The organism is Maricaulis parjimensis (assembly GCF_016817355.1).
Lineage (GTDB): Bacteria > Pseudomonadota > Alphaproteobacteria > Caulobacterales > Maricaulaceae > Maricaulis > Maricaulis parjimensis.
In genome coordinates, this window is sequence record NZ_JADOTT010000001.1 from 198,641 (window position 1) to 218,383 (window position 19,743).

At 63.6% G+C, this 19,743-nt stretch carries 18 protein-coding genes; 3 read left to right on the forward strand and 15 right to left on the reverse strand.

Annotated elements, in window-relative coordinates:
* Positions 1–10 precede the first annotated feature (10 nt).
* The 5 genes from I0K07_RS00685 to pheS all read right to left on the reverse strand — a co-directional run bounded on the left by I0K07_RS00685 (position 11) and on the right by pheS (position 6,380).
* The gene (locus I0K07_RS00685; protein WP_203290749.1) at positions 11–1,468 is read right to left on the reverse strand and encodes a peptidoglycan-binding protein; all 1,458 of its coding nucleotides are present in this window, start codon (positions 1,466–1,468) and stop codon (positions 11–13) included.
* A 185-nt stretch (positions 1,469–1,653) separates the two neighbouring features.
* Positions 1,654–2,253, reverse strand: a complete 600-nt coding sequence (locus I0K07_RS00690) for a nucleotidyltransferase family protein (RefSeq protein WP_203290750.1) — start codon at positions 2,251–2,253, stop codon at positions 1,654–1,656.
* A 4-nt stretch (positions 2,254–2,257) separates the two neighbouring features.
* Positions 2,258–4,657, reverse strand: coding sequence for a phenylalanine--tRNA ligase subunit beta (pheT, locus tag I0K07_RS00695; RefSeq protein WP_203290751.1), 2,400 nt, complete (start codon positions 4,655–4,657; stop codon positions 2,258–2,260).
* Entirely contained in the window at positions 4,654–5,292 is a 639-nt protein-coding gene (locus tag I0K07_RS00700) for a hypothetical protein (RefSeq protein WP_203290752.1), read from the reverse strand. Before I0K07_RS00700 ends, pheT begins: the two co-directional genes overlap by 4 nt.
* 5 nt (positions 5,293–5,297) lie before the next feature.
* Positions 5,298–6,380: a phenylalanine--tRNA ligase subunit alpha gene (pheS, locus tag I0K07_RS00705; RefSeq protein WP_203290753.1), complete on the reverse strand. Its 1,083-nt coding sequence runs from the start codon at positions 6,378–6,380 to the stop codon at positions 5,298–5,300.
* A 184-nt stretch (positions 6,381–6,564) separates the two neighbouring features.
* On the opposite strand from pheS, the gene I0K07_RS00710 reads away from it, so the two are divergent.
* Positions 6,565–7,647 carry a hypothetical protein gene (locus tag I0K07_RS00710; protein WP_203290754.1) on the forward strand — a complete coding sequence of 361 codons (1,083 nt, stop codon included), beginning with the start codon at positions 6,565–6,567 and terminating at the stop codon, positions 7,645–7,647.
* Between the two features lie 76 nt (positions 7,648–7,723).
* Here the strand turns inward: I0K07_RS00710 and rplT are convergent, their stop codons facing one another.
* The 5 genes from rplT to I0K07_RS00735 form a co-directional block, all read right to left on the reverse strand.
* Positions 7,724–8,080 carry a 50S ribosomal protein L20 gene (gene rplT, locus I0K07_RS00715; RefSeq protein WP_203290755.1) on the reverse strand — a complete coding sequence of 119 codons (357 nt, stop codon included), beginning with the start codon at positions 8,078–8,080 and terminating at the stop codon, positions 7,724–7,726.
* A gap of 31 nt (positions 8,081–8,111) precedes the next feature.
* Positions 8,112–8,312, reverse strand: coding sequence for a 50S ribosomal protein L35 (gene rpmI, locus I0K07_RS00720; protein WP_203290756.1), 201 nt, complete (start codon positions 8,310–8,312; stop codon positions 8,112–8,114).
* Between the two features lie 158 nt (positions 8,313–8,470).
* Positions 8,471–8,989: a MerC domain-containing protein gene (locus tag I0K07_RS00725; protein ID WP_203290757.1), complete on the reverse strand. Its 519-nt coding sequence runs from the start codon at positions 8,987–8,989 to the stop codon at positions 8,471–8,473.
* Between the two features lie 100 nt (positions 8,990–9,089).
* The gene (locus I0K07_RS15745) at positions 9,090–10,850 is read right to left on the reverse strand and encodes a hypothetical protein (protein ID WP_238934365.1); all 1,761 of its coding nucleotides are present in this window, start codon (positions 10,848–10,850) and stop codon (positions 9,090–9,092) included.
* Positions 10,851–10,960: 110 nt separating this feature from the next.
* A complete protein-coding gene (locus I0K07_RS00735) occupies positions 10,961–12,361 on the reverse strand; it encodes a dicarboxylate/amino acid:cation symporter (RefSeq protein WP_203290758.1) in 1,401 nt (466 codons plus the stop codon).
* Positions 12,362–12,526: 165 nt separating this feature from the next.
* On the opposite strand from I0K07_RS00735, the gene I0K07_RS00740 reads away from it, so the two are divergent.
* A complete protein-coding gene (locus I0K07_RS00740) occupies positions 12,527–13,789 on the forward strand; it encodes an MFS transporter (protein ID WP_203290759.1) in 1,263 nt (420 codons plus the stop codon).
* 63 nt (positions 13,790–13,852) lie between these two features.
* Here the strand turns inward: I0K07_RS00740 and infC are convergent, their stop codons facing one another.
* The 3 genes from infC to I0K07_RS00755 all read right to left on the reverse strand — a co-directional run bounded on the left by infC (position 13,853) and on the right by I0K07_RS00755 (position 16,719).
* Positions 13,853–14,419 (reverse strand): translation initiation factor IF-3, encoded by a 567-nt coding sequence (infC, locus tag I0K07_RS00745; RefSeq protein WP_238934366.1) that lies wholly within the window; start codon positions 14,417–14,419, stop codon positions 13,853–13,855.
* A gap of 177 nt (positions 14,420–14,596) precedes the next feature.
* A complete protein-coding gene (locus I0K07_RS00750) occupies positions 14,597–15,580 on the reverse strand; it encodes a glycosyltransferase family 9 protein (protein ID WP_203290760.1) in 984 nt (327 codons plus the stop codon).
* Positions 15,577–16,719, reverse strand: coding sequence for a glycosyltransferase family 4 protein (locus I0K07_RS00755; RefSeq protein WP_203290761.1), 1,143 nt, complete (start codon positions 16,717–16,719; stop codon positions 15,577–15,579). Before I0K07_RS00755 ends, I0K07_RS00750 begins: the two co-directional genes overlap by 4 nt.
* Positions 16,720–16,893: 174 nt before the next feature.
* On the opposite strand from I0K07_RS00755, the gene I0K07_RS00760 reads away from it, so the two are divergent.
* A complete protein-coding gene (locus I0K07_RS00760) occupies positions 16,894–17,562 on the forward strand; it encodes a tetratricopeptide repeat protein (protein WP_203290762.1) in 669 nt (222 codons plus the stop codon).
* On the opposite strand, the gene I0K07_RS00765 is transcribed toward I0K07_RS00760, so the two are convergent.
* On the reverse strand, positions 17,559–18,527 hold the full coding sequence (locus I0K07_RS00765) for a GGDEF domain-containing response regulator (RefSeq protein WP_203290763.1): 969 nt from the start codon (positions 18,525–18,527) through the stop codon (positions 17,559–17,561). The genes I0K07_RS00760 and I0K07_RS00765 overlap by 4 nt on opposite strands.
* Before the next feature lie 111 nt (positions 18,528–18,638).
* On the reverse strand, positions 18,639–19,742 hold the full coding sequence (gene queG / locus I0K07_RS00770) for a tRNA epoxyqueuosine(34) reductase QueG (protein ID WP_203290764.1): 1,104 nt from the start codon (positions 19,740–19,742) through the stop codon (positions 18,639–18,641).
* Between the last annotated feature and the right edge of the window lies 1 nt (position 19,743).

Genomic DNA, 19,743 nt, shown 5'->3' on the forward strand with positions numbered 1-19,743 from the left:
CCTTCCTGGATTACCGCTCCGCCGAGCCGGAGGTCTCGCCACCGCCTGCGGAGGCCTGACCGTCCAGCGCTGCCTGATAACAGCCCGGCAGGTTCAATTCTGCGCCATTGGCGCGTCTCATCTCATCCACCCGCCTCTGCCAGGCGAGATAGAAGCGATCGCCAGTACGTTCGGCTTCTGTGAGCAATTGCTCGGAAATGCGTGACCACCGCTCAGCGGGTGTACCCCGGCGCCCGGCATATTGGCGCAGCGCGACGGCGCGCGGATGCCCCAGCTCAGCAGCCTGGCGCAAATAGCTCTCGGCACGTTCCGGGCTCTCCACGATGCCGCACAGGCGGTAGCTGCCCTGCACCGTGCCGGTCCCATAAATCAGGGCAAGATTGAAATTGGCGCCGCCATGACCGCGCTCAGCCGCTGATTCCAGCCATTCCAGCGCCGTGTCGATATTCTGCTCCAGGCCCAGACCGGTCGCGAACATGATGCCAAGAAGATTCTGGGCATGCGTATCGCGTGCGGTCAGCGCGGCATGGCACATCAGGGTGACGGTTTCCGACGGTGTCAGGGCGCCGGTCTGGTCAAATCCCATATCACCCTGGAAATCCCGGACGGAGCGCCGGGTCATCGGGCCATAGCTTCCGTCGACATCACCCGGATAATAGCCCAGGGCCGAAAGGGCACGCTGGCGCTGTTCCAGCTCAATGATGTCGCCATCATCCTCGGTCTCGGAGAAGCCATAGGCAATCCGGGCCAGGGATTGCGGTGTGGTCGGACAGGAGCGTTCCAGGATCGCGGCCTGGAGACGGCGATGGGCCGTCAGGGAGGATTGCGATCCGCCTGTCGTTGACCCGATCAGCAAGGCTTGGTCCCAAGCGTCCCGGGCATCCTCGATCCGCCCGACGGCCTGGTAGGCATCGCCGACATTGAGCCAGCATCGCGCGATATCCGCATCGGCCACGCCATAGGAACGCGACGCACAAATCCGCCCGCCCGGGTCATAGCTGTAGAAGCTTGGGCGGCGATAGCTCGATCCCAGGCCCGACGCGCCCGCGCCGAGCGGGAAGCTGAAACCGGAGCCCGATGAGCCGGAAGCACGGTCGGAACCGGTATCGCTGTACGTGTCGGAACCGGGATAGGTGATTGTGCCGCTTGGCGGCAGGCCACTGAAATCATTCCCACCCTGGACATAGCCATCGCGCGGGTCAGGGTCTGCATAATAGCGGTCACCGGCCCCATAATCGCCCGGCCGGATCACCACCCGATCCGGATCGGACGGCGTTGTCCGGCGGGTTTGCTGGCCAAAGGGCCACCAGGCCGGCGAGCGGCTTTCCCCCTCCGGGCAATGGCGCGTGGCGCAATAACCGGCTTCATAGGCTTGGGAATGCGTGAAGGCGAGAACAGCGACGAGGCCGATGACGACCAGAATGGTCGCCGCCGCCTGAGCGAGTAGCGCTGTTACGCGTTCCACCATGTCTGATCCCACCAATACCGGAGCGCCCCACCGCACCGGTCACCTTCACTCTTGGTTAACCATACTAGCGGTGGCAAAGCGCGACCGCCATACGCGCAAGGCGGGATTTTCAAAGAATTTCGCTCAATCAGTGCGGGAATATTTTGATTTCGCGCAGGAGGGGAATTTTGCCCGAACAATTCGCGTCAGACGTCAGCGTAGACGAAATCCAGCTCGGGCCAGACCTGTTTTTGCGAATCGCATTTGCGGTTCCAGCCCTCTGGATTGGCGACACCCGGCATCGGTTTGACGGTGCGGGAAAACACCGCGTCCAGACCGCATGGTGCGAGAAGGTCCTCCTCGCCTGTCTCATCCAGACGAAGCGCCACGGCATGGGTAAGCGAAGCAAAATGCCGGAGGGCGTCTTCGGTATTTTTGAGGGGAGCCCGCTCTGTCCCGAATTTCTCGTTGAACCAGAGATGCACCCGCGCCTGATTGCAGACCTCAACCGGCACAGGCAAACCGGCAAACTCCGGTTCGGCGCGGCGGATCACGGCGTCCTCGGCCTCCCAGCTCAAATCCGAGCTGTCGAAATAGGCGAGGTCATAATCATTGATACCGTGGCCCGGCGGCCGGCCTGTCATCGCATTCCAGACTGCCTTGTAGACAGCCCCTGCCATCAGGGCGTGATCCGGCAGCCCTAGCCGCCGTGCGCCTTCCAGCACCCGCACCGCCAGCGGGTCGGCCAGCACCGCGTCAATCACGAAGCGGCGCTGTTCCTCCTTCGGCGGCAGGGTCCAGGCCATCGGCTCAGCCGCGCAGGCTGCCGCCGGTTGCCTTTTCCACCTTGGAGACGATGGCCGCGGCGACCTTGTCGATCTCCTCATCGGTCAGCGTCTTGTCCTTGGGCTGAAGCGTCACTTCGATACCCAGCGAGACCTGACCCTCCGGCACGCCCTTGCCATCATAGGTGTCGAACACGGTGACACCAGAGATCAGCGCCTTGTCAGCGCCCTTGGCGGCTCGCACTAGGGCATCGGCGGCCACGGCCTTGTCGACCAGGAAGGCGAAGTCGCGGCGCACCGGCGTCAGCTCCGCCCGGTCCAGCTGGGCACGGGCCTTCAGGCCGGAAGACTTCTTAGGCAGCGGGATATTGTCCAGCACGATCTCGAAGGCCAGCACGCGGCCATCAATGTCCAGCGCCTTCAGGATGGCCGGATGGATCTCGCCGAACTCGGCCAGAACATTCTTCGGCCCAAGGCGCAGAACACCGGAGCGGCCCGGATGCCACCAGTCACGCGCCTCGGCCGCGACCTGGAGATTGTCGACCGGGGCCCCGGCCGCTGCGAGGGCTGCCAGCGCATCGGCCTTCACATCGAAGATATCCGGAACACGTGTCCCGGCCCAATGGCGACCGGCCTCAACCGGACGCACGCCCGTTGCGACCAGACGCTGTCCGTCCGGCGCATCGCTCAGATAGACCGGTCCCACCTCGAACAGACGCGGATCGTCCTGACCCTTGTCGGTATTGGCCTGCATGGCCGTCAGCAGATGGATCAGTGCCGTCGGACGCATTACGTCCAGTTCCGACGAGATCGGATTGTCCAGTTCCAGACCGTCACCATGACCACCAAAGAGGGCCGCCTGGCTCTTCTCGCAGAAGGACCAGGTCACCGCCTCCGAATAGCCGCGGCCTGCCAGGGCCCGGCGGGCATAGCGGGCGCGCAATTGCATCGGCGTCGCCGGCGCTTCGCGGCGCACGGGCGGACGCGGCAGGGAGACGGCATCCAGCTTGTCGAAACCGTGGATGCGGGCGACTTCCTCGACCAGATCGGCTTTCTGCGAACAATCCATCCGCCAGGACGGAACGCCCACGGTGAGGACATCGCCTTCACCCTTGGGTGCAAAGCCCAGCGTCTCCAGAATGCGCACGATTTCGGCGCGCGGCAGGTCGAGGCCCGTGAGGCGCTTCACTTCCGACAGCGGGAATTGGATATCCGCCGGCGGGTTCGGAATTTCGCCGAACACAACCGTCTCGGAGGCTTCGCCGCCGCAGAATTTCAGGATCAGCTCGCTGGCCTGTTCGATACCGGCCTTCACCGAAGCCGGATCCACGCCGCGTTCGAAGCGGTATTTGGCATCGCTGTCGATCCCGGTCGCCTTGGCGGTCGCGCGGGTGATCAGCGGATCAAACCAGGCGCTCTCGATGAAGACGTCCGTGGTCTCGGCCGACACGCCGGAATAAGTGCCGCCCATGATCCCGCCGAAGCCGAGACAATGGCTGTTGTCGGCGATCACGCACTGGTCTTCGCCCGGCACGTATTCCTTGTTGTCCAGCGCCTCGAACTTGTCGCTCTCACCGGCACCCCGGCGCGCGCGGATCGGGCCGTCCAGCTTCGCCAGGTCATAGACGTGGAGCGGACGGCAACGGTCATAGGAGATCATGTTGGTGATGTCGGCGAGGAAGTTGATCGGACGCAGGCCGATCGATTTCAGCGCTTTCTTCAACCAGTCCGGGCTTTCGCCATTCTTCACGCCGCGGATCACCCGGCCGGCGAACACCGGACAGGCTTCCGGCCAGTCCAGCTCAACCGTGACCGGACAAGGGAAGCTGCCGGGAACGTCCTGGATGTCGTGCGTCTTGGGTGTGCCGATACCCGTGGCGGCGAGGTCGCGGGCTATGCCGCGCACGCCCAGCCAGTCCGGCCGGTTCGGCGTCACTTCGAAATCGATGACCGGGTCGTCCTGGCCCAGCGCCACAACAGCCGGCGTGCCCACTTCGAACGGTTCCGGCAAGTCGATGATCCCGTCATGATCCTCGCCCAGTTCCAGCTCCTTGGCGGAACACATCATGCCATGGCTTTCCACGCCGCGGATCTTGCGCGGCTTCTTGTCCAGCGCGAAGTCGAGGCCCGGGATATAGGCACCCAGCGGGGCATAGACGGCATACATGCCGGTGCGGGCATTCGGTGCACCACACACGATCTGCTTCTCGCCATCCTTCGTCGCCACCCGGCAGACACGCAGCTTGTCGGCATCGGGATGCTGGACGGCTTCGATCACGTGACAGACTGAAAAATCGGCGAATTTCTCGAGCGGATTGTCGATATCCTCGATCTCCAGCCCGGCCATGGTCATGGCCTCGGCGAGTTCGTCGAGCGTGGCATCCGTTTCGAGATGGTATTTCAGCCAGGACAGCGGGAATTTCATTGTGTTTCCTCCGGCCGCGCATCGGCCGTTTCGCTTGTTTCTGTCGTCACTTGCGCCGGGGCGGCCTCGCCCAGGCGTTCAAACACGTCGTCTTGCGCCGGAGCGCACTGGTTCACACGCTCGGCGAGGGCCCCACCGACGGGCGAGGTTTCCCAGCACCGGCCGAATACCGAGCAATAGCAAACCCGCAAATCCCAGCGGTCCCATTCGGATGCCGCCATGTAGAGCTGGTCCGGTGTGATGTCCTCTGCGGCCCAGCTGATCCGGATCGGCGAGACCATTTCGCCCGGCGCCAGGGCCCGTCCGGTCAGGCCGGACCAGGACAAATCATATCCGCGCGGCAGAACCGCCCGATAGCCTTCCAGATCGGCCTGGCGCTCACCGTCATGATAGATGGTGACACTCTCAATGAGGGCCGGCCCCACACCATTATTGGCCACACGTATGCCCAGCGAGGCCTCGCTGGGTGTGTTGCTGACAAACCCGTCCACCTGCAGCACCGGGAAAACGGCCCCATGCTGTTGCGCCCGCATGACCCGGCCCTGGTCCCAGGCGACAAACAGCGCCGCGATGCCAACAAGCATCGCGCCGATCCCTGTCAGCGTCTGGTGGTTATTGGAGAGCCAGCGCCACATCAGGATCAGCTCAGACCCGTCGCCAAATTCGCCTGCAGCAGCGGCGAGAAGCCGTAATGGGCCAGCCAGCGGACGTCGGAATTGAAGAAGTCGCGCAGGTCCGGTGCGCCGTATTTCAGCATGGCGAGACGGTCCACGCCCATGCCGAAGGCAAAGCCCTGGTATTCGTCCGGGTCGAGGCCGCAATTACGGATCACATTCGGGTGGACCATGCCGCAGCCGAGGATTTCCATCCATTTATCGCCAGAGCCGACCTTCACGGCATCGCCCACGCGCTCATAGCGCACATCCATCTCCGCCGAGGGTTCGGTGAAGGGGAAGTGGTGCGGCCGGAAGCGCGCCTCGACCTGGTCGGTCTCGAAGAAGGCCGCGATGAAGTCCAGCAGCACGCCCTTGAGGTGACCCAGATGGGTTTCCTTGTCGATCACGAGGCCTTCGACCTGGTGGAACATGGGCGTGTGGGTCTGGTCCCAGTCACAGCGATAGACACGGCCCGGCGCGATGATGCGGATCGGGGTGTCGCCCTTCAGCATGGTGCGGATCTGGACCGGCGAGGTATGCGTGCGCAGGACCTTCCGGAGCCCTTCGGCATCCGGCTTCATGAAGAAAGTGTCCTGAGTATCGCGGGCCGGGTGGCCTTCCGGGAAATTGAGGGCCGTGAAATTGTGGAAGTCGTCTTCCACGTCCGGACCTTCCGCGACGGCAAAGCCCATATCCGCAAAGATCACGGCCAGCTCTTCCATCACCTGGGTGATCGGATGCAGCGTGCCGGTCTGTTCCGGACGTACCGGCAGGGAGACATCGACCGTCTCCGATGCCAGGGCGGCATTCAGCGCCACGGCTTCCAGATCGGCCTTGCGGGCCTCGATGGCATCATTCAGGCGCGTCTTCAGCCCGTTCAGGGCCGGGCCCATCACCTGGCGCTCTTCCGGGCTCATCTTGCCCAGCTCACGCATCATCAGCGACACGGAGCCCTTCTTGCCCAGCGCCGAGACGCGCACTGCGTCCAGCCCGGCTTCATCGGTCGCGCCATCGATCTGGCTGCGCACCTCGGCTTCAAGCGTGTCGAGATTGGAAGTGTCGGTCATAGCGTTTCGTCCCTCGCGGTCGAGGTGGATTTAGCGGTTGATGCAAAGGGTGTCGACCATATGGCGCGGTGAAAGTCGCCAGCAATGCGGCCCCTCCCCTATTCCGGGGACTTGTTGATGCCTGAAGTGGCTGCCTAGGATCGGCAAAGGCGTGACGCTTGGTGGAATTCGGGGACGGGAAACAATGTGGAACAGGATACGATCCTGGCTGGGCCTGGGCCGGCCTGAGACCCGCCCTCAAACTGTCGCAACAAGCCGCCTGGACGCCGACCGCCTGCCTTCGGCCGGCTCGCCCGAGCGCCGCGCCGAGATCCGCAAAGCCTTGTCCTGGGTTCTCGCTGCTCCGCTGGAAGCGGTGGATGACCGCCTGCGCCCCCATCTCCTCCCGGTGAACCGTGATGCCTTCGAACGCTCACCGTCCGAACTGGTCCGCCTGACGCAGGCCACGCTCCAGGCCGAGCCCGACTTGCTCCCCACCTATCTCTTCCACGGCAATGGCCATGTCCGGCAAACGGCCCTGGAACAACTGACGGCCGACACCCTCACGCCTTTCACCTTTGTCGCGCTTTGCCTGCGCTGCAATGACTGGGTCGATGAGGTCCGGAACACGGCGCTGGACAGGCTGAAAGCCGTCCTGCCGGACCTCGAGCCTGAGCTTTTGAAGGCCGTGCTGCCCGCGCTCATCCGCCGAATGCCGTCCTGGCGCCGCATGCTTTCGACACGCTGGGCCATCTCCGCTCCGGCCCAGCCCGGCAATCTGTCCCTCATCCTGTCCGTTCCGGCGGCGCAAAAGGCGGCAATCGACAGTCTTCTGGAGCACAGGCCGGGCCCAACGACACGGATGGTCCTGGCGCTGGCCCGTTTTGACTGGCTCGACGAGCATCTGGAGCGGCTTGCGGTGGACGCACCCGCGCCCGGGGTCCGGCGGGTGGCGGTCTCGGCCCTTTTGACAGGATCCCTGAGATGGCCGGTCCGTCGAAAACCGGCCGGCTCGACCCGGCCGGGACAAGTGGAGACCGTGCTCGATCACCGCCCCGTGACCTGCCAGAGCGATCGCGCCTCTGTTTTCCGACTGGCCGCACGCGACCGCGCCTCGAGCGTCCGCGCCTTGGCTGCTGACGCGCTCATCTCAGACGGACCTGGCGCCTTTGCCCGACAGGACTGGGCGCATCTGGCCAAGGACAAACGTCACGCTGTGCGCAGCCGGATGAACTTCTTCCATCGCAAATGGGTTGAGAAGGACTTGCCGGACTATCTTCAAACCTGAAACCGGCCCGGCAGCCAAAGAAAAAGGCCCGCCAGCGTGTCGCTGACGGGCCTTTTCAAATTCCGTGTCTGACCAATCAGGCCAGAGCAGCGCGGGCCTGGTCGACCAGGGCCTTGAAGGCTTCCGGTTCGCGGATCGCGATGTCGGACAGGACCTTGCGGTCAACTTCGATGCCAGCCTTGGACAGGCCGTTCATGAAGACCGAATAGGTCATGCCGTGCTCGCGGGCACCGGCATTGATGCGCTGGATCCACAGACCGCGGAAATTGCGCTTCTTGGCGCGGCGGTCGCGGTAAGCGTACTGGCCGGCCTTCTCCACGGCCTGGACGGCAGCGCGGAAGGTGTTCTTGCGGCGGCCATAATAGCCTTTGGCTGCCTTGATGACTTTCTTGTGGCGTTTGGCGGTCGCCGGACCGGACGTGACTCGAGACATGTCTAAGTGCTCCTAGCTCGAAAACCGCGGCTTAAAGGCCGTTCGGGATGTACTTCTTGACGATGCGCGCATCTTGCGGGGACAGGGTGACCTGGCCGCGCTTGTTGCGGATCTGCTTGGGAGTACGCTTGATCATGCCGTGGCGCTTGCCTGCCTGGCCGGCCTTGATCTTGCCCGTGGCGGTGAGCTTGAAGCGCTTTTTGGCGCCGCTCTTCGTCTTCATCTTCGACATTTTCATCTCCTTCGTAGAGGTGCGCGAGGCGCCTCGGTGGATGGTTCAACCGGCGGGCATGTCGAATGTGGCCCGGACGGCTGGTGTTGGAAGCGGGGGTTTATACGCGCCATTGCACCAAATGCAAGGGCGAAAGGGAGTCTGGCAGGCGCCTGGTTTCAGGCGTGATCATGCTCGCACAGACCACAATCCCGCTCGTGGTCATGACCGGCACGGCCGCGCATGCGCCAGTTCACGAAATGGGCGATGGCCAGAATGCTGACACCGGTCAGGGTCAGAATGGTTTCCACCAGGCGCGGCACGATATGGCTGGCGCCAATGGCCATCAGAGCCAGGCCGAACAGGCCGACGGCGAAAAGTTTCCAGCCGCCCTGTGTGGAGCGCACACCCCAGCCCAGACCGATCAGCGAGACCGGGGCTGCCAGCGCCAGCAGGACCAGGTGCCAGTCATGGGACAGACCCACGACTTCACCCAATTCCGGTGCCAGCATCGGCGCTGCGGATGCGGCGGCCGGAAGCAGAAGGCAGTGCAGCATGCAGATGAAAGACAGGCCGACCCCGGTCGCATCCAGCGTATTGCGATGCGCATGGGGGGCGTTCTTGTCTGAAACCTGGGGGTCGGGGCTCGGCGACATGGATATCCATTCCGGTTGGGTCGAGATGATATAGTATAACATCTCTGACTTTGGAAGCACCCGGCACTGATTTTTTATCAGCGACCATAAGAAAAGGGGCGGCCCGAAAGCCGCCCCCCATCAGATCACGGGTTGGACCGGATTATTCCGGCTGCAGGAAACCCAGCTCGGAAATGGCCAGCTGCGCCGGAGCACCCTCGCCTTCCCAATAGGTCCCGACCCAGATGTCATAGACACCGGCCTGCGGGTCTTCGAAATGAATGCCCGGATTGAGCCCCTCCGAACCATCATCATTGCAGACCCAATTGCCAGACGGATCATTGATCACCAGCGTGGTGTCACTGTCGGACAAGGCGGAGATGTACAGGTCCAGCATGCCCGGCTCGAAGGTGAGCTCGAAGTCCGGCTGGGCCGTGACATAGCCGCGGCAGAACTGGTCAGCACCTTCTTCCGCGGCGATATCGCCGCCTGCGACCAGCTCGACGATATAGGGGTCCGGCGTGAAGCCGCCGGTCAGCGAGACGCCGCCGAAATTGCTTTCCAGCGAGAAGTCCAGCTGCGGGCTCGGCAGGAATTCGCTGCCCCAGCCCAGTTCGGAAATATGCAGCGTGGCATCGGCCAGCGGTCCTTCCGAATAGGTGCCGACCCAGATGTCGTAGCGTCCCGACATCGGGCTGTCGAAGACGAGGCCCGGATTGAGATCGCCCGCGCTGTCATCATCGCACCACCAGGACCCATCCGGCGCATTCACGATCAGGGTCGCGTCACGATCTGCTGTGGCAGAGATGTAGAGGTCGAAACTGCCCGCCTCATAGGTGATGTCATAATCCGGGGCCGTCGTGGCATAGCCGCGGCAATTGCCACCGACCGCTTCCATCACCGGCACATCGCCGCCGGCCTGCATCGGCACATTGTACGGGTCCGGCGCAAAACCGGCCGTCAGCGTGGTCGAGCCATAATTGGACGGCAGGGAGTAATCCAGCACGGGCGGCGTATCCACCTCGCCCAGATAGCCCAGCTCCGACACATAGATCGTGGCCGGCACATCGGCGCCATCGGAATAGCGTGCCCCCCAGATCGCATAGCGGCCGGACATCGGCTCATCGATGCGGATCCCCGGGTTCAGACCGATTTCGTCATCGCTGCAGAACACGTCGCCGCCGGGGCCTTCCACCATCAGCGTCGTGTCACTCTCCGACTCCATGGAGATGTAAAAACGGTGCTCGCCATCGGCTTCATAATCGACCCACAGGTCGGGCGCCTGATCGGTGTGGCCCCAACAGGTTCCGGTCGTGCGGGACAGGTTTACATCGCCGCCAGCCTGGACCTGGAACGTGCGCGGATCCGGCATGAAGCCCGCCCGCAGATTCGTCGCGCCGTATTCCGGCGCCATCGACGCGTCCGGCGACTGCGAGTAGATATTCTCGGTCGAGAAGGCGAGCTCGGAAATGTGGAGCATGGCCGGCTCATAGCCCGCACCGGATCCGTAGGTACCGACCCAGATATTATAGGTGCCCGATTGCGGGTTCTCGATCATCACGCCCGCATTCAGGCCGATCCCGTCACCATCATCATTGCAAGCCCAGCTGCCATCGGGCTGGTGAACCACCAGGACCGTGTCGACATCGGACGCCGCCGAGAAATACAGGTCAAACGCATTCCCGGCCTCGAAGTCCAGATTGTAGGACGGCTGATGGGTGATATAGCCCCAGCACATGTCCGAGGCCTGGCTCGCATCGATCGCGCCGCCGGCCCGCAGTCCGATTGACATCGGGTCAGGCGTGAAACCGGAGCTGAGCTGGGTGGAACCATAGGCCGGCGGAGCCGACGGGTCCTGCGCCATCGCAGGAGCGGCAAGAAGCGTCGCAGCCAGGGCAACGCCCGTCATCAATTGAAGTTTCATTCTCAATCTCCCCCTAGTGAGATGTCCCTATTCAAACAGTCTTTCCGGCCGATTGCATCCCAAAACAAACCGCCTGAATGCGGGCTGAACATGAACGGCATGGTCTCGCCCTATTCCGCAGTTTGCTGCGCCACCTCTTCAGACGCCACAGATTCAACCTCTTCCGTTTCCGCCGCACCGATCCAGCGATCCATCACGGTACAGGCCGTCAGGTCGCCGGTGACATTCACTGCCGTCCGGCACATGTCCAGGATACGGTCGACGCCGAGCAGGACCGCAACACCGGCCGGCGGAATCCCGATCGAGGCCAGCACGCCGGTCAGGATCACAATCCCCACACCCGGGGTGGACGGGCTGCCGATCGAGGCCCCGATGACGGTCACAGCCAAGAGGATGAAATCCGCCACCGAGAGATCGACCTGGAACAGCTGCGCCATGAACAGCGCGGCCACGGTCTGGTAGAGCGCCGTCCCGTCCATGTTCACCGTCGCCCCCAGCGGAATGATGAAACGGCTGATCGCGGGCCGGACCTTCAGGCGCGTCTCCGCGATCTTCAGCGAAAGCGGCATGGTCGCGGCCGAGCTGGAGGTGGAAAACGCCAGCAATTGCGCATCCAGCACGTCGCGCAGGAAACGCACGGGATTACGTCGGCCGAGCACAAGCACAATCACGAGATAGACGAGCAAAAGCAGGACCAGGCCCGCCAGGACAGACAGGATATAGGCCGACAGAGAAACCAGGGCGGACAGGCCGACCCGCATCACGAAATCCGCGATCAGGCCGAACACGGCGATGGGAGCCAAGCGCATCGCCCAGCCGACGATCACCAGCGCGGCTTCCTGCACCACCTGGATCAGATGGATGAGCGGCCGCGTCCGGTCGCGGTCCAGACTGGCCAGGGCCACACCGGCCAAAGCCGCCGCGATCACGATCTGCAGCATGTTCTGGGTCAGGAAGGCGGACGAGAGATTGGCCGGGATGAGCGAGGCCAGGCCTTCAACAATGACGTCCGACCCCGGCACCGCCGCGCTGGCGCTCTCCTCGGCCACGGGCAGGGCCTCAGCCGGCATCTGGTTGAGCAGACCCGGATCGACCAGCGTCCCCGGCGCCACCACCACGGCGACCCCGACCCCCAACAGGACGGCCAGTGTCGTCGTGACCAGAAAATAGGGCAGGATCCGGCTGGCCACCCGGCGAAGCATGGCCGCATCACCGGATGCGCAAATCCCCAGCACGATGGAGGAGGTCACAAGGGCGATCACCACCATCTGGATCAGGTTGAGGAAAACAGCTCCGGGCAGACGCAGCCAGGGCCCCAGCTCCTCGGCCTGCGCAATCGTGACCGACAGGCCAGAGCCCACGCTGGGCGCCAGCAGCGCGCCCAGGGCAATCCCGCCGGCCATCGCCAGCAGGATCTGCGCCCACAGACGGCTTTTGAGAAGGCCGCTGACGGCGCGAAACTTGAGTGCGTGCCGGGTTCGGGCACTGCGATGACGGCGCCAGGTCAGCATGTGGTTCGCCCGTATTGACTGTTCCGGCGTGTACATGGCCGGATTTCCCGCCCCGGTAAACCGGTCCGCTTGCCGCACCCAAACTCAATCCATCTTGATGTGCGTCGGGGATTCCTTTGCAGCAGACACAGGGATAGCTTGCGCGGGCAGACAGGACGCCACCGCATGCTGACACCCTCTTTGGACATTTTCCGCCACCAGCCCTACCGGCACTACTGGTTCATGCGCCAATCCCTCTCGGCCGCCCGGCAAATGCAGGCCGTGGCGATCGGCTGGCAGGTCTATGATGTGGCCCGCGAGACGCGGTCGATCGAAGAGTCCGCACTCATGCTCGGCTTTGTCGGCCTGGCCCAGTTTGCGCCGGTCTTCCTCCTGTCTCTCGTGGGCGGACAGGCCGCAGACCGGCTCGACCGCAAACTTATCCTTGTCGTCACCAATCTGGTCCGCGTCGCCTGCGCCCTGGTCCTGGCGATCAGCCCTTTCTACGCCAATGAGATGACGCTCTGGCTGGTATTCAGTGCGGCCATCGTGCTGGGCGTGATGCACGCCTTCTCCCCGGCCGCAGCCAGCGCGCTCCTACCGCGCATCGTGCCTCGGGACGATATGCGCCAGGCGATCGCCTGGAACTCGCTCGGCTTCCAGGCCGCCGCAATCGGCGGACCGGCGATTGGCGGCCTGCTCTATATCCTTGGGCCGACGACAGTCTATCTCACATCTGCGGCCCTGCTCGCCTTCGCCACCCTGGCGATCGGTACGGCCCGCACGCCAAAGCATGAGAAGGTCACCGGGCAGTCGGGCTGGAAAATGACCCTTCAGGGCCTGCGCTATGTTCGCGACAACAAGGTCGTGCTCGGTGCCATTTCCCTGGACCTGGTCGTGGTCCTGTTTGGCGGGGTCACTGCCCTCCTGCCCGTCTTTGCGCGGGATGTGCTGATGACCGACACGGTCGGCCTCGGCCTGTTGCGAACTGCCCCGGCCATCGGCGCCGCGGTGATCGCCTTCTTGCTGGCGACCCGGCCACTGACCAAGAAAATCGGCATCTGGATGCTTGGCGCGATTGCCGTCTACGGCATCGCCATGATCGGTTTCGCCCTCTCCACCGTGCTGCTCCTCTCCCTGATCGCCCTGGCAGTAACCGGCGCAGCGGACATGATCTCCGTCTTCATCCGCCAGTCCATCATCCAGCTGGCCACGCCGATGAGCATGCGCGGCCGGGTGTCCTCGGTGGAATTCATCTTCATCTCCGCCTCCAACGAGCTGGGAGAATTCGAGAGCGGCGTCGCTGCGCGCTTCCTTGGCCCGATCGGCGCCGTCCTGCTGGGCGGGGCGATGGCCCTCGTCACCGCTGCGGCCTGGTTCCGGCTCTTCCCGCAACTGGCCCATACTGACGAGCTGGAACACGTCGAGGACGATACAGAGAAGGCCTGACCCCAAACAGAAACGGCGCCCCGAGAGGCGCCGTTTGCTTGTGCGTGCTGGAAAGGGAGCCGTTTAGCGCGGCGCCATCACCATGACCATAAGACGGCCTTCGAGTTTCGGCTCGAATTCCACCTTGGCGACTTCCGCGAAGTCTTCCTTGACCCGGTTCATGATATCCATGCCGCGATCCTGGTGAGCCATTTCACGGCCCCGGAAACGCAGGGTGACCTTCACCTTGTCGCCGGCTTCGAAGAAACGCGTCATGGCCTTGGTTTTCACCTGGTAGTCATGCACGTCGATGTTCGGACGCATCTTGATCTCTTTGATCTCGACGGTCTTCTGCTTCTTCTTGGCCTCGGCCTTTTTCTTCTGTTCCTGGTATTTCAGCTTGCCGTAATCGACAATCTTGCAAACAGGCGGGTCGGCATTGGGGGACACCTCGACCAGGTCGAGTCCCACTTCCTCTGCGGCTTCAAGGGCGGCCTCTACCGGCATGATCCCTTGTTTTTCGCCAGTCTCGTCGATCAGGAGGACACGCGGTACGCGGATGTCCCGGTTGATGCGCGGCCCTTCTTTCTTGGGCGGCTGCGCCTGGTGCGGTCTACGGGCTATGGCCGAGTCTCCTTTGTGGCCCTTCAAGCTGAAGCATACTAATCCCTCCGAGCCGTCATCGGATCAAGTCCTTGAGCGGCAATTCACGCCGCAGGCCGGTCGGGAAGCCGCGCACTATGGTCAAATGATCACATTTGGCAAGCGCGCTGGCCTGTATCTGGCGTTTTGAGACTGCGGATTCAACCTTGTTTCCCGCCACGACCATCAAGCCGCAGCCGGTTCCCGGGTAAAGCCGCCGGCAAACTTCATGGCCGCCATCGCCTCTTCCGGCGTCACCTGGGCCAGGGTCGTGGCGTGCATCAGGATCACCGGTTCCTCGCCGCGCGGGGCAATCAGGGCCGGATCCTCGACATCGCCATACAGCGCCAAGGCCGGGGCCCCGGACGCCACGAGCAGGTGGAGAAGCGGCGTATCCTCGCCGAACACGAAACTCGCATGCCGGGCCAGGCCCGCCAGCTGTGCCAGCTTGGCCTTGCCGGTGATATCCCGGGCTCCCGGCGTGACATGGGCCACATGCCGGCCGACATCACGCGTATCCGGCCCGCCAACAATGGCCGGTGTGAAACCGGCCTGTTGCAGCTCATGCGCCAGCGCCGCCCATTTTTCCTGCGGCCAGCGCAGCGGGGCTTTCACCGTGTCACCGGCCGGAGCGAGAAGGGCGAACGGCCCGTTCAGTCCGAAATATTCCGGATCCAGCATGCGGGATTTCTTGGCCAGGAAATCGACCCAGCTGGCATCCGGTGCCGGAGCCCCGCCCAGCGGGTAATGGTCAGGCCCGGTGCCCAGCACCGCATTCATCTTGCCGCCCACCTCATCAACCGGGTGCTGCCCGGTCTTGCCGTTCGGAGCCACCTCATTCCATTCGCACCGCGAGAAGCGGAACAGCTTCTTCAGCTTGCGCGAATCCGAACTGCCCACCAGGTCGAACACGCGTTTCGGCTTGGTCAGCTTGATGCGCTTGTCACGCAAGCCTGCCAGTGGCCGCGTGTCCGGCAGGGCGTCGATCTCGATCGCATTGAAATACGGGCTGTGCTTGAGAAAACTCTCATAATCCGGCGTCGTCAGCAGGATGATCCGGTCGCGCCGATACACGTCCCGCACCATGCGGGCCGCCGCCAGCATGCGGACCGTCGAGGCCAGATCGCCCCAATGCAGGATGTAGGTGATATCGCGCTGCGGTTCGTTCATGGGACCGAGTTTAGAACCTCGCGATAGACCCGCAAAGTCGAAGCTTGCAGGGCAGCGGTAGAAAAATGCTCTGAAACATGCGCCCGGGCCCGGCGCCCCATCACGGCCCGGTCTTCAGCCGACAAACTCAGCGCGCCCTCGATCGCCGCCGCCAGAGCCTCGTCATCGCCAGGCTGGACACGCCAACCCGTCTCCGAATGCAGGATGACCTCCTGGGCGCCGCCATGGTCAGCCGCGATCACCGGCACTTCCATTGCCCCGGCCTCGGCAGCCGTGCGCCCGAAGGCCTCCGGCTCGTTTGACGGCGTCAGGACAAGGTCACTCAGGGCAAAGGCGGCCGGCATGTCCGTACAATGCCCGACGAGACGTACATTATCCTGCACCCCTTCCGACCGGATCAGCGCCTCCAGCTCCGCGACATAGGCATCACGCCCTTGGGCATCGCCCGCCAGAAGGAGTAGCGGCTGGGCGATCTCGCCATGCCGGCGGATCCGTCCCATGGCCCGGATGGCCTCGCGTTGGCCTTTCCAGCCGGTCAGGCGCCCGGGCAGGAGAAGCACATTCCGGTCTTGCCCCACGCCCCAGGCCGCGGCCAAGCCGTCCATCCGTTCCTGCGGCACCGAACCGGGTTTGAAACGGTCCAGCTCGACCCCGCGCGGAATAACCCGGATGCGCGGCGTCGCGAACGGATGCTCCTGCGCAATATGGCTGGCAATGAATTGGGAATTGGCGATGACCAGCTCGCCCCGCGCCATCACGGAATTATAGCGGCGCTTGAGGGCCGACTTGGCGTTGTAGGTGCCGTGATAGGTCGTCACAAAATGCGCATGCGTGCGATCCGCGGCCCATTTCGCGCTCCAGGCCGGCGCCCGCGACCGGGCATGGACAATGTCCACGCCTTCCTGACGGATGAGTTTCGCCAGCCGGCTGGTATTCTGCCACAGCGTGACGGGATTTTTGCTGGCCAACGGCATGCGGATCAGACGGCCGCCCAGCGCTTCCAGCTCGCCTTCAAGACGGCCGCCCTGGCTGGCCACGAGGGCCTCGCCCCCATCCGCGATGATGGCCTCGGCCACTTCCAGCGTCGTCCGCTCGGCGCCGCCGGCATCGAGTTCGGGAATGACCTGGAGAATCTTCATGAAATCGGGACACGCCGCGCCGTCGGAACTATGTCCCTTGTTTCATACCTTGCCGCTGAAAACAAACGGCTCTGGCGACCCGGCCTGCGGTGTGATGTCTTTGTAAGGCAGCGACCGATGGACGGCGGTCCACCGTATAACTAGCCTGTCGCCCAACCAGTCTGCGAGTAGTTCATGTCCCGTCTTGCCACCTGTCTCCTGTGCCTGCTGATCAGTCCGGCCGCCCTGGCCCAGACCGATGCCCGCCAGGAAGAGCGGATCCGCTATCAGGCCTGCATCGCCATGACGGCTGACGATCCGGTCGCGGCTCTGCAGGAAGCCCAGACCTGGCGGATCGATGGCGGTGGCTGGCCGGCGGAAGTGTGTGAAGCCCACGCCTTTATCGGTCTGAATGATCACGCGGTCGCCGCGGCCATTCTGGAAGAATTGGCGGCCGAGCGACGCCCCGGCATGGTGGAGGAAGAACGCGTCGACTTCCTGACCCTTGCCGCCGAAAGCCGGATGGCGTTGGGCGAAACCGACGCCGCGCGTCTGGACTATGACACCGCCCTGGACATCAATCCGTCCGCCATCCTGACGCGAACGGGGCGCGCCCGTCTTTTCCAACAGGAAGCGGACTGGCCGGCCCTGTCACGCGATGCTGAAGAACTGATCCGCCGCGTGCCGCAGCTGGCGATCGGCTGGCATTTGCGGGGCGTCTACCGCCTGGAAACCGGTGATCTCGACGGAGCCTGGCAAGATATGGAGCGGGCCCGCGAACTGGAGCCGGAACGGGTGGAAACCCTGCTCCTGCGAGGCCGGATCAATGAGGCCCGACGCCTGGCCGGGAACCGGCCGGACTAGCCGACCGCCGCAATCCGCGGAACCGCATCACGCGGCGGCGCGATCATCACGCGGTTACGCCCCGCACCCTTGGCCTCATAAAGCGCCTCATCGGCCTGCTGCAGCAGGCTTTCCGCCGTTTCCATGGCATCGCAATCATCGGCGAAAGCCAGGCCAAGGCTGGCGGTAACCGGGATCGGCTCGCCCTTGTCATCCTTGAAGACCTGCCCGGAAATGGCCGTCCGGATGCGTTCAGCCGCCCGGATCGCCGCCTCACCGTGGGCACCGGGCAGAACCACCGCGAATTCCTCGCCGCCCAGCCGACCCAGCATGTCACGGTCCCGCAGACAGGCCTGAACGGCCTTGACCGTCCCGGTCAGCACCCGGTCACCGCAGGCATGGCCATAGGTGTCATTGATACGCTTGAAGTGATCGAGATCGACCATGATCACGGACAAGGGCTGATCGCCCCGACGGGCCAGACTCGCCTGGCTGTCGAGATATTGCATGAAAGCCCGGCGGTTGGCGGCGCCGGTCAGGGCGTCGGTCTCGGCCATGCGCCGGAACTGGCGCTGCATGCGCACAAGCCGGGTCGCAGCCCGCAGGCGCGCCCTCAACTCGGTCATGTTCACGGGCTTGCGGATGAAATCATCAGCGCCGGCATCGAGGGATTCCTCAAGGCGCTTTTCCTGGCCCGATGCTGTCACCACAATTGTGTAGACGGTCTCGGTCTCCGGATTGGACTTGAGCAGCCAGCAGGCTTCCAGACCACTGGTCTGGCCCACTTCGATACCTGTCAGGAAAATGTCGATCGGCATCAGCCGCAACAGGCCCAACGCATCGTCGGCCGTGGTGGCCGTGTGCACTTCATAGCCGGCCGCCCGCACGGCTTCGGACAGAATACGCAGCTGGACCTGACTGTTTTCGCAAACGAGAACAGACACACGCGAACCGCGTGAAGCCGTGTCAGCCGGCGCAAAAGGCATATCCGCCTCGGAACCTGTCAATTGATCGCTCCCCCGAACGCATCGTCAGAATGACGACCTGGTTGCTTTAGGGGGAAAAGCCTAACAAGCCATCAACTTAACGGCGTATCTTCAGAGCTCTGCCCACTCCGCCCGAACCTGGGCATCCGGCTCATCCGATGCTCGCATACGGGCGTGTTCAGCCGCGCTTTCAGGTGCCAGCCGGGCCAGCGCCCAGACCGCCATGCCCCGCACGAGGGACGATTCATCCGACAGCAGGGCCTCAAGGCACGGCACCAGGCTGACATCTTCGGAATTGCCGATTGCGATCAGCACATTCCGCACGAACCGCTCCCGCCCGATGCGCTTGATCGGAGAGGCTGTGAACACCTGGCGAAAATCCGTGTCATCCAGTGCGGCGAGTTCCGAGAGAAGCGGCCCCTTCAGTTCGGCGCGAGGATGAAAGGCCGCTTCTTGGGCCGTCGCGGCGAACTTGTTCCAGGGACAGACCGCCAGACAATCATCACAGCCATAGATCCGGTTACCCATCAGCGGCCGGAACTCATCGGGGATCACCCCTTTGTGCTCGATCGTCAGATAGGAAATGCAGCGGCGCGCATCGATCTGGTAGGGCCCGGGAAACGCCTTGGTCGGGCAGATGTCCAGACAGGCCTGGCAGGAACCGCAATGATCCGTCTCGGCCTCGTCCGGCACAAGTTCCGCCGTCGTCAGCATCACGCCGAGGAACAGCCAGGAACCATGCTCGCGACTGACCAGATTGGTGTGCTTGCCCTGCCAGCCCATGCCGGCCTTCGCGGCCAGCGGCTTTTCCATCAGGGGTGCCGTGTCGACAAAGACCTTCACCTCGGCACCGGTCTCCGCCACAAAGGCGCGGGCCATTTGTTTGAGCCGCTTCTTGATCAGGTCGTGATAGTCGGTGTTCTGCGCATAGACCGAGATCACACCCTCCGACTTGCGCTCCAGCAGGGGCAGCGGATTGGTGTCCGGCCCATAATTCATCGCGACAACGACAGCCGATTTTGCGTCCGGCCACATCGCGGTGGGATGACGGCGCCGGTCCAGCGTGTCTTCCATCCACGCCATCGTCCCATGCCGGCCCTCCGACACGAATTCCGCCAGCCGTTCGCCCGCCGCCCACGCTTCATCGGCCCGGCAGATGCGGACATCGGTAAAGCCGATCTCTGCGGCTATGGATTTGAGGGCCGCAATATCCATG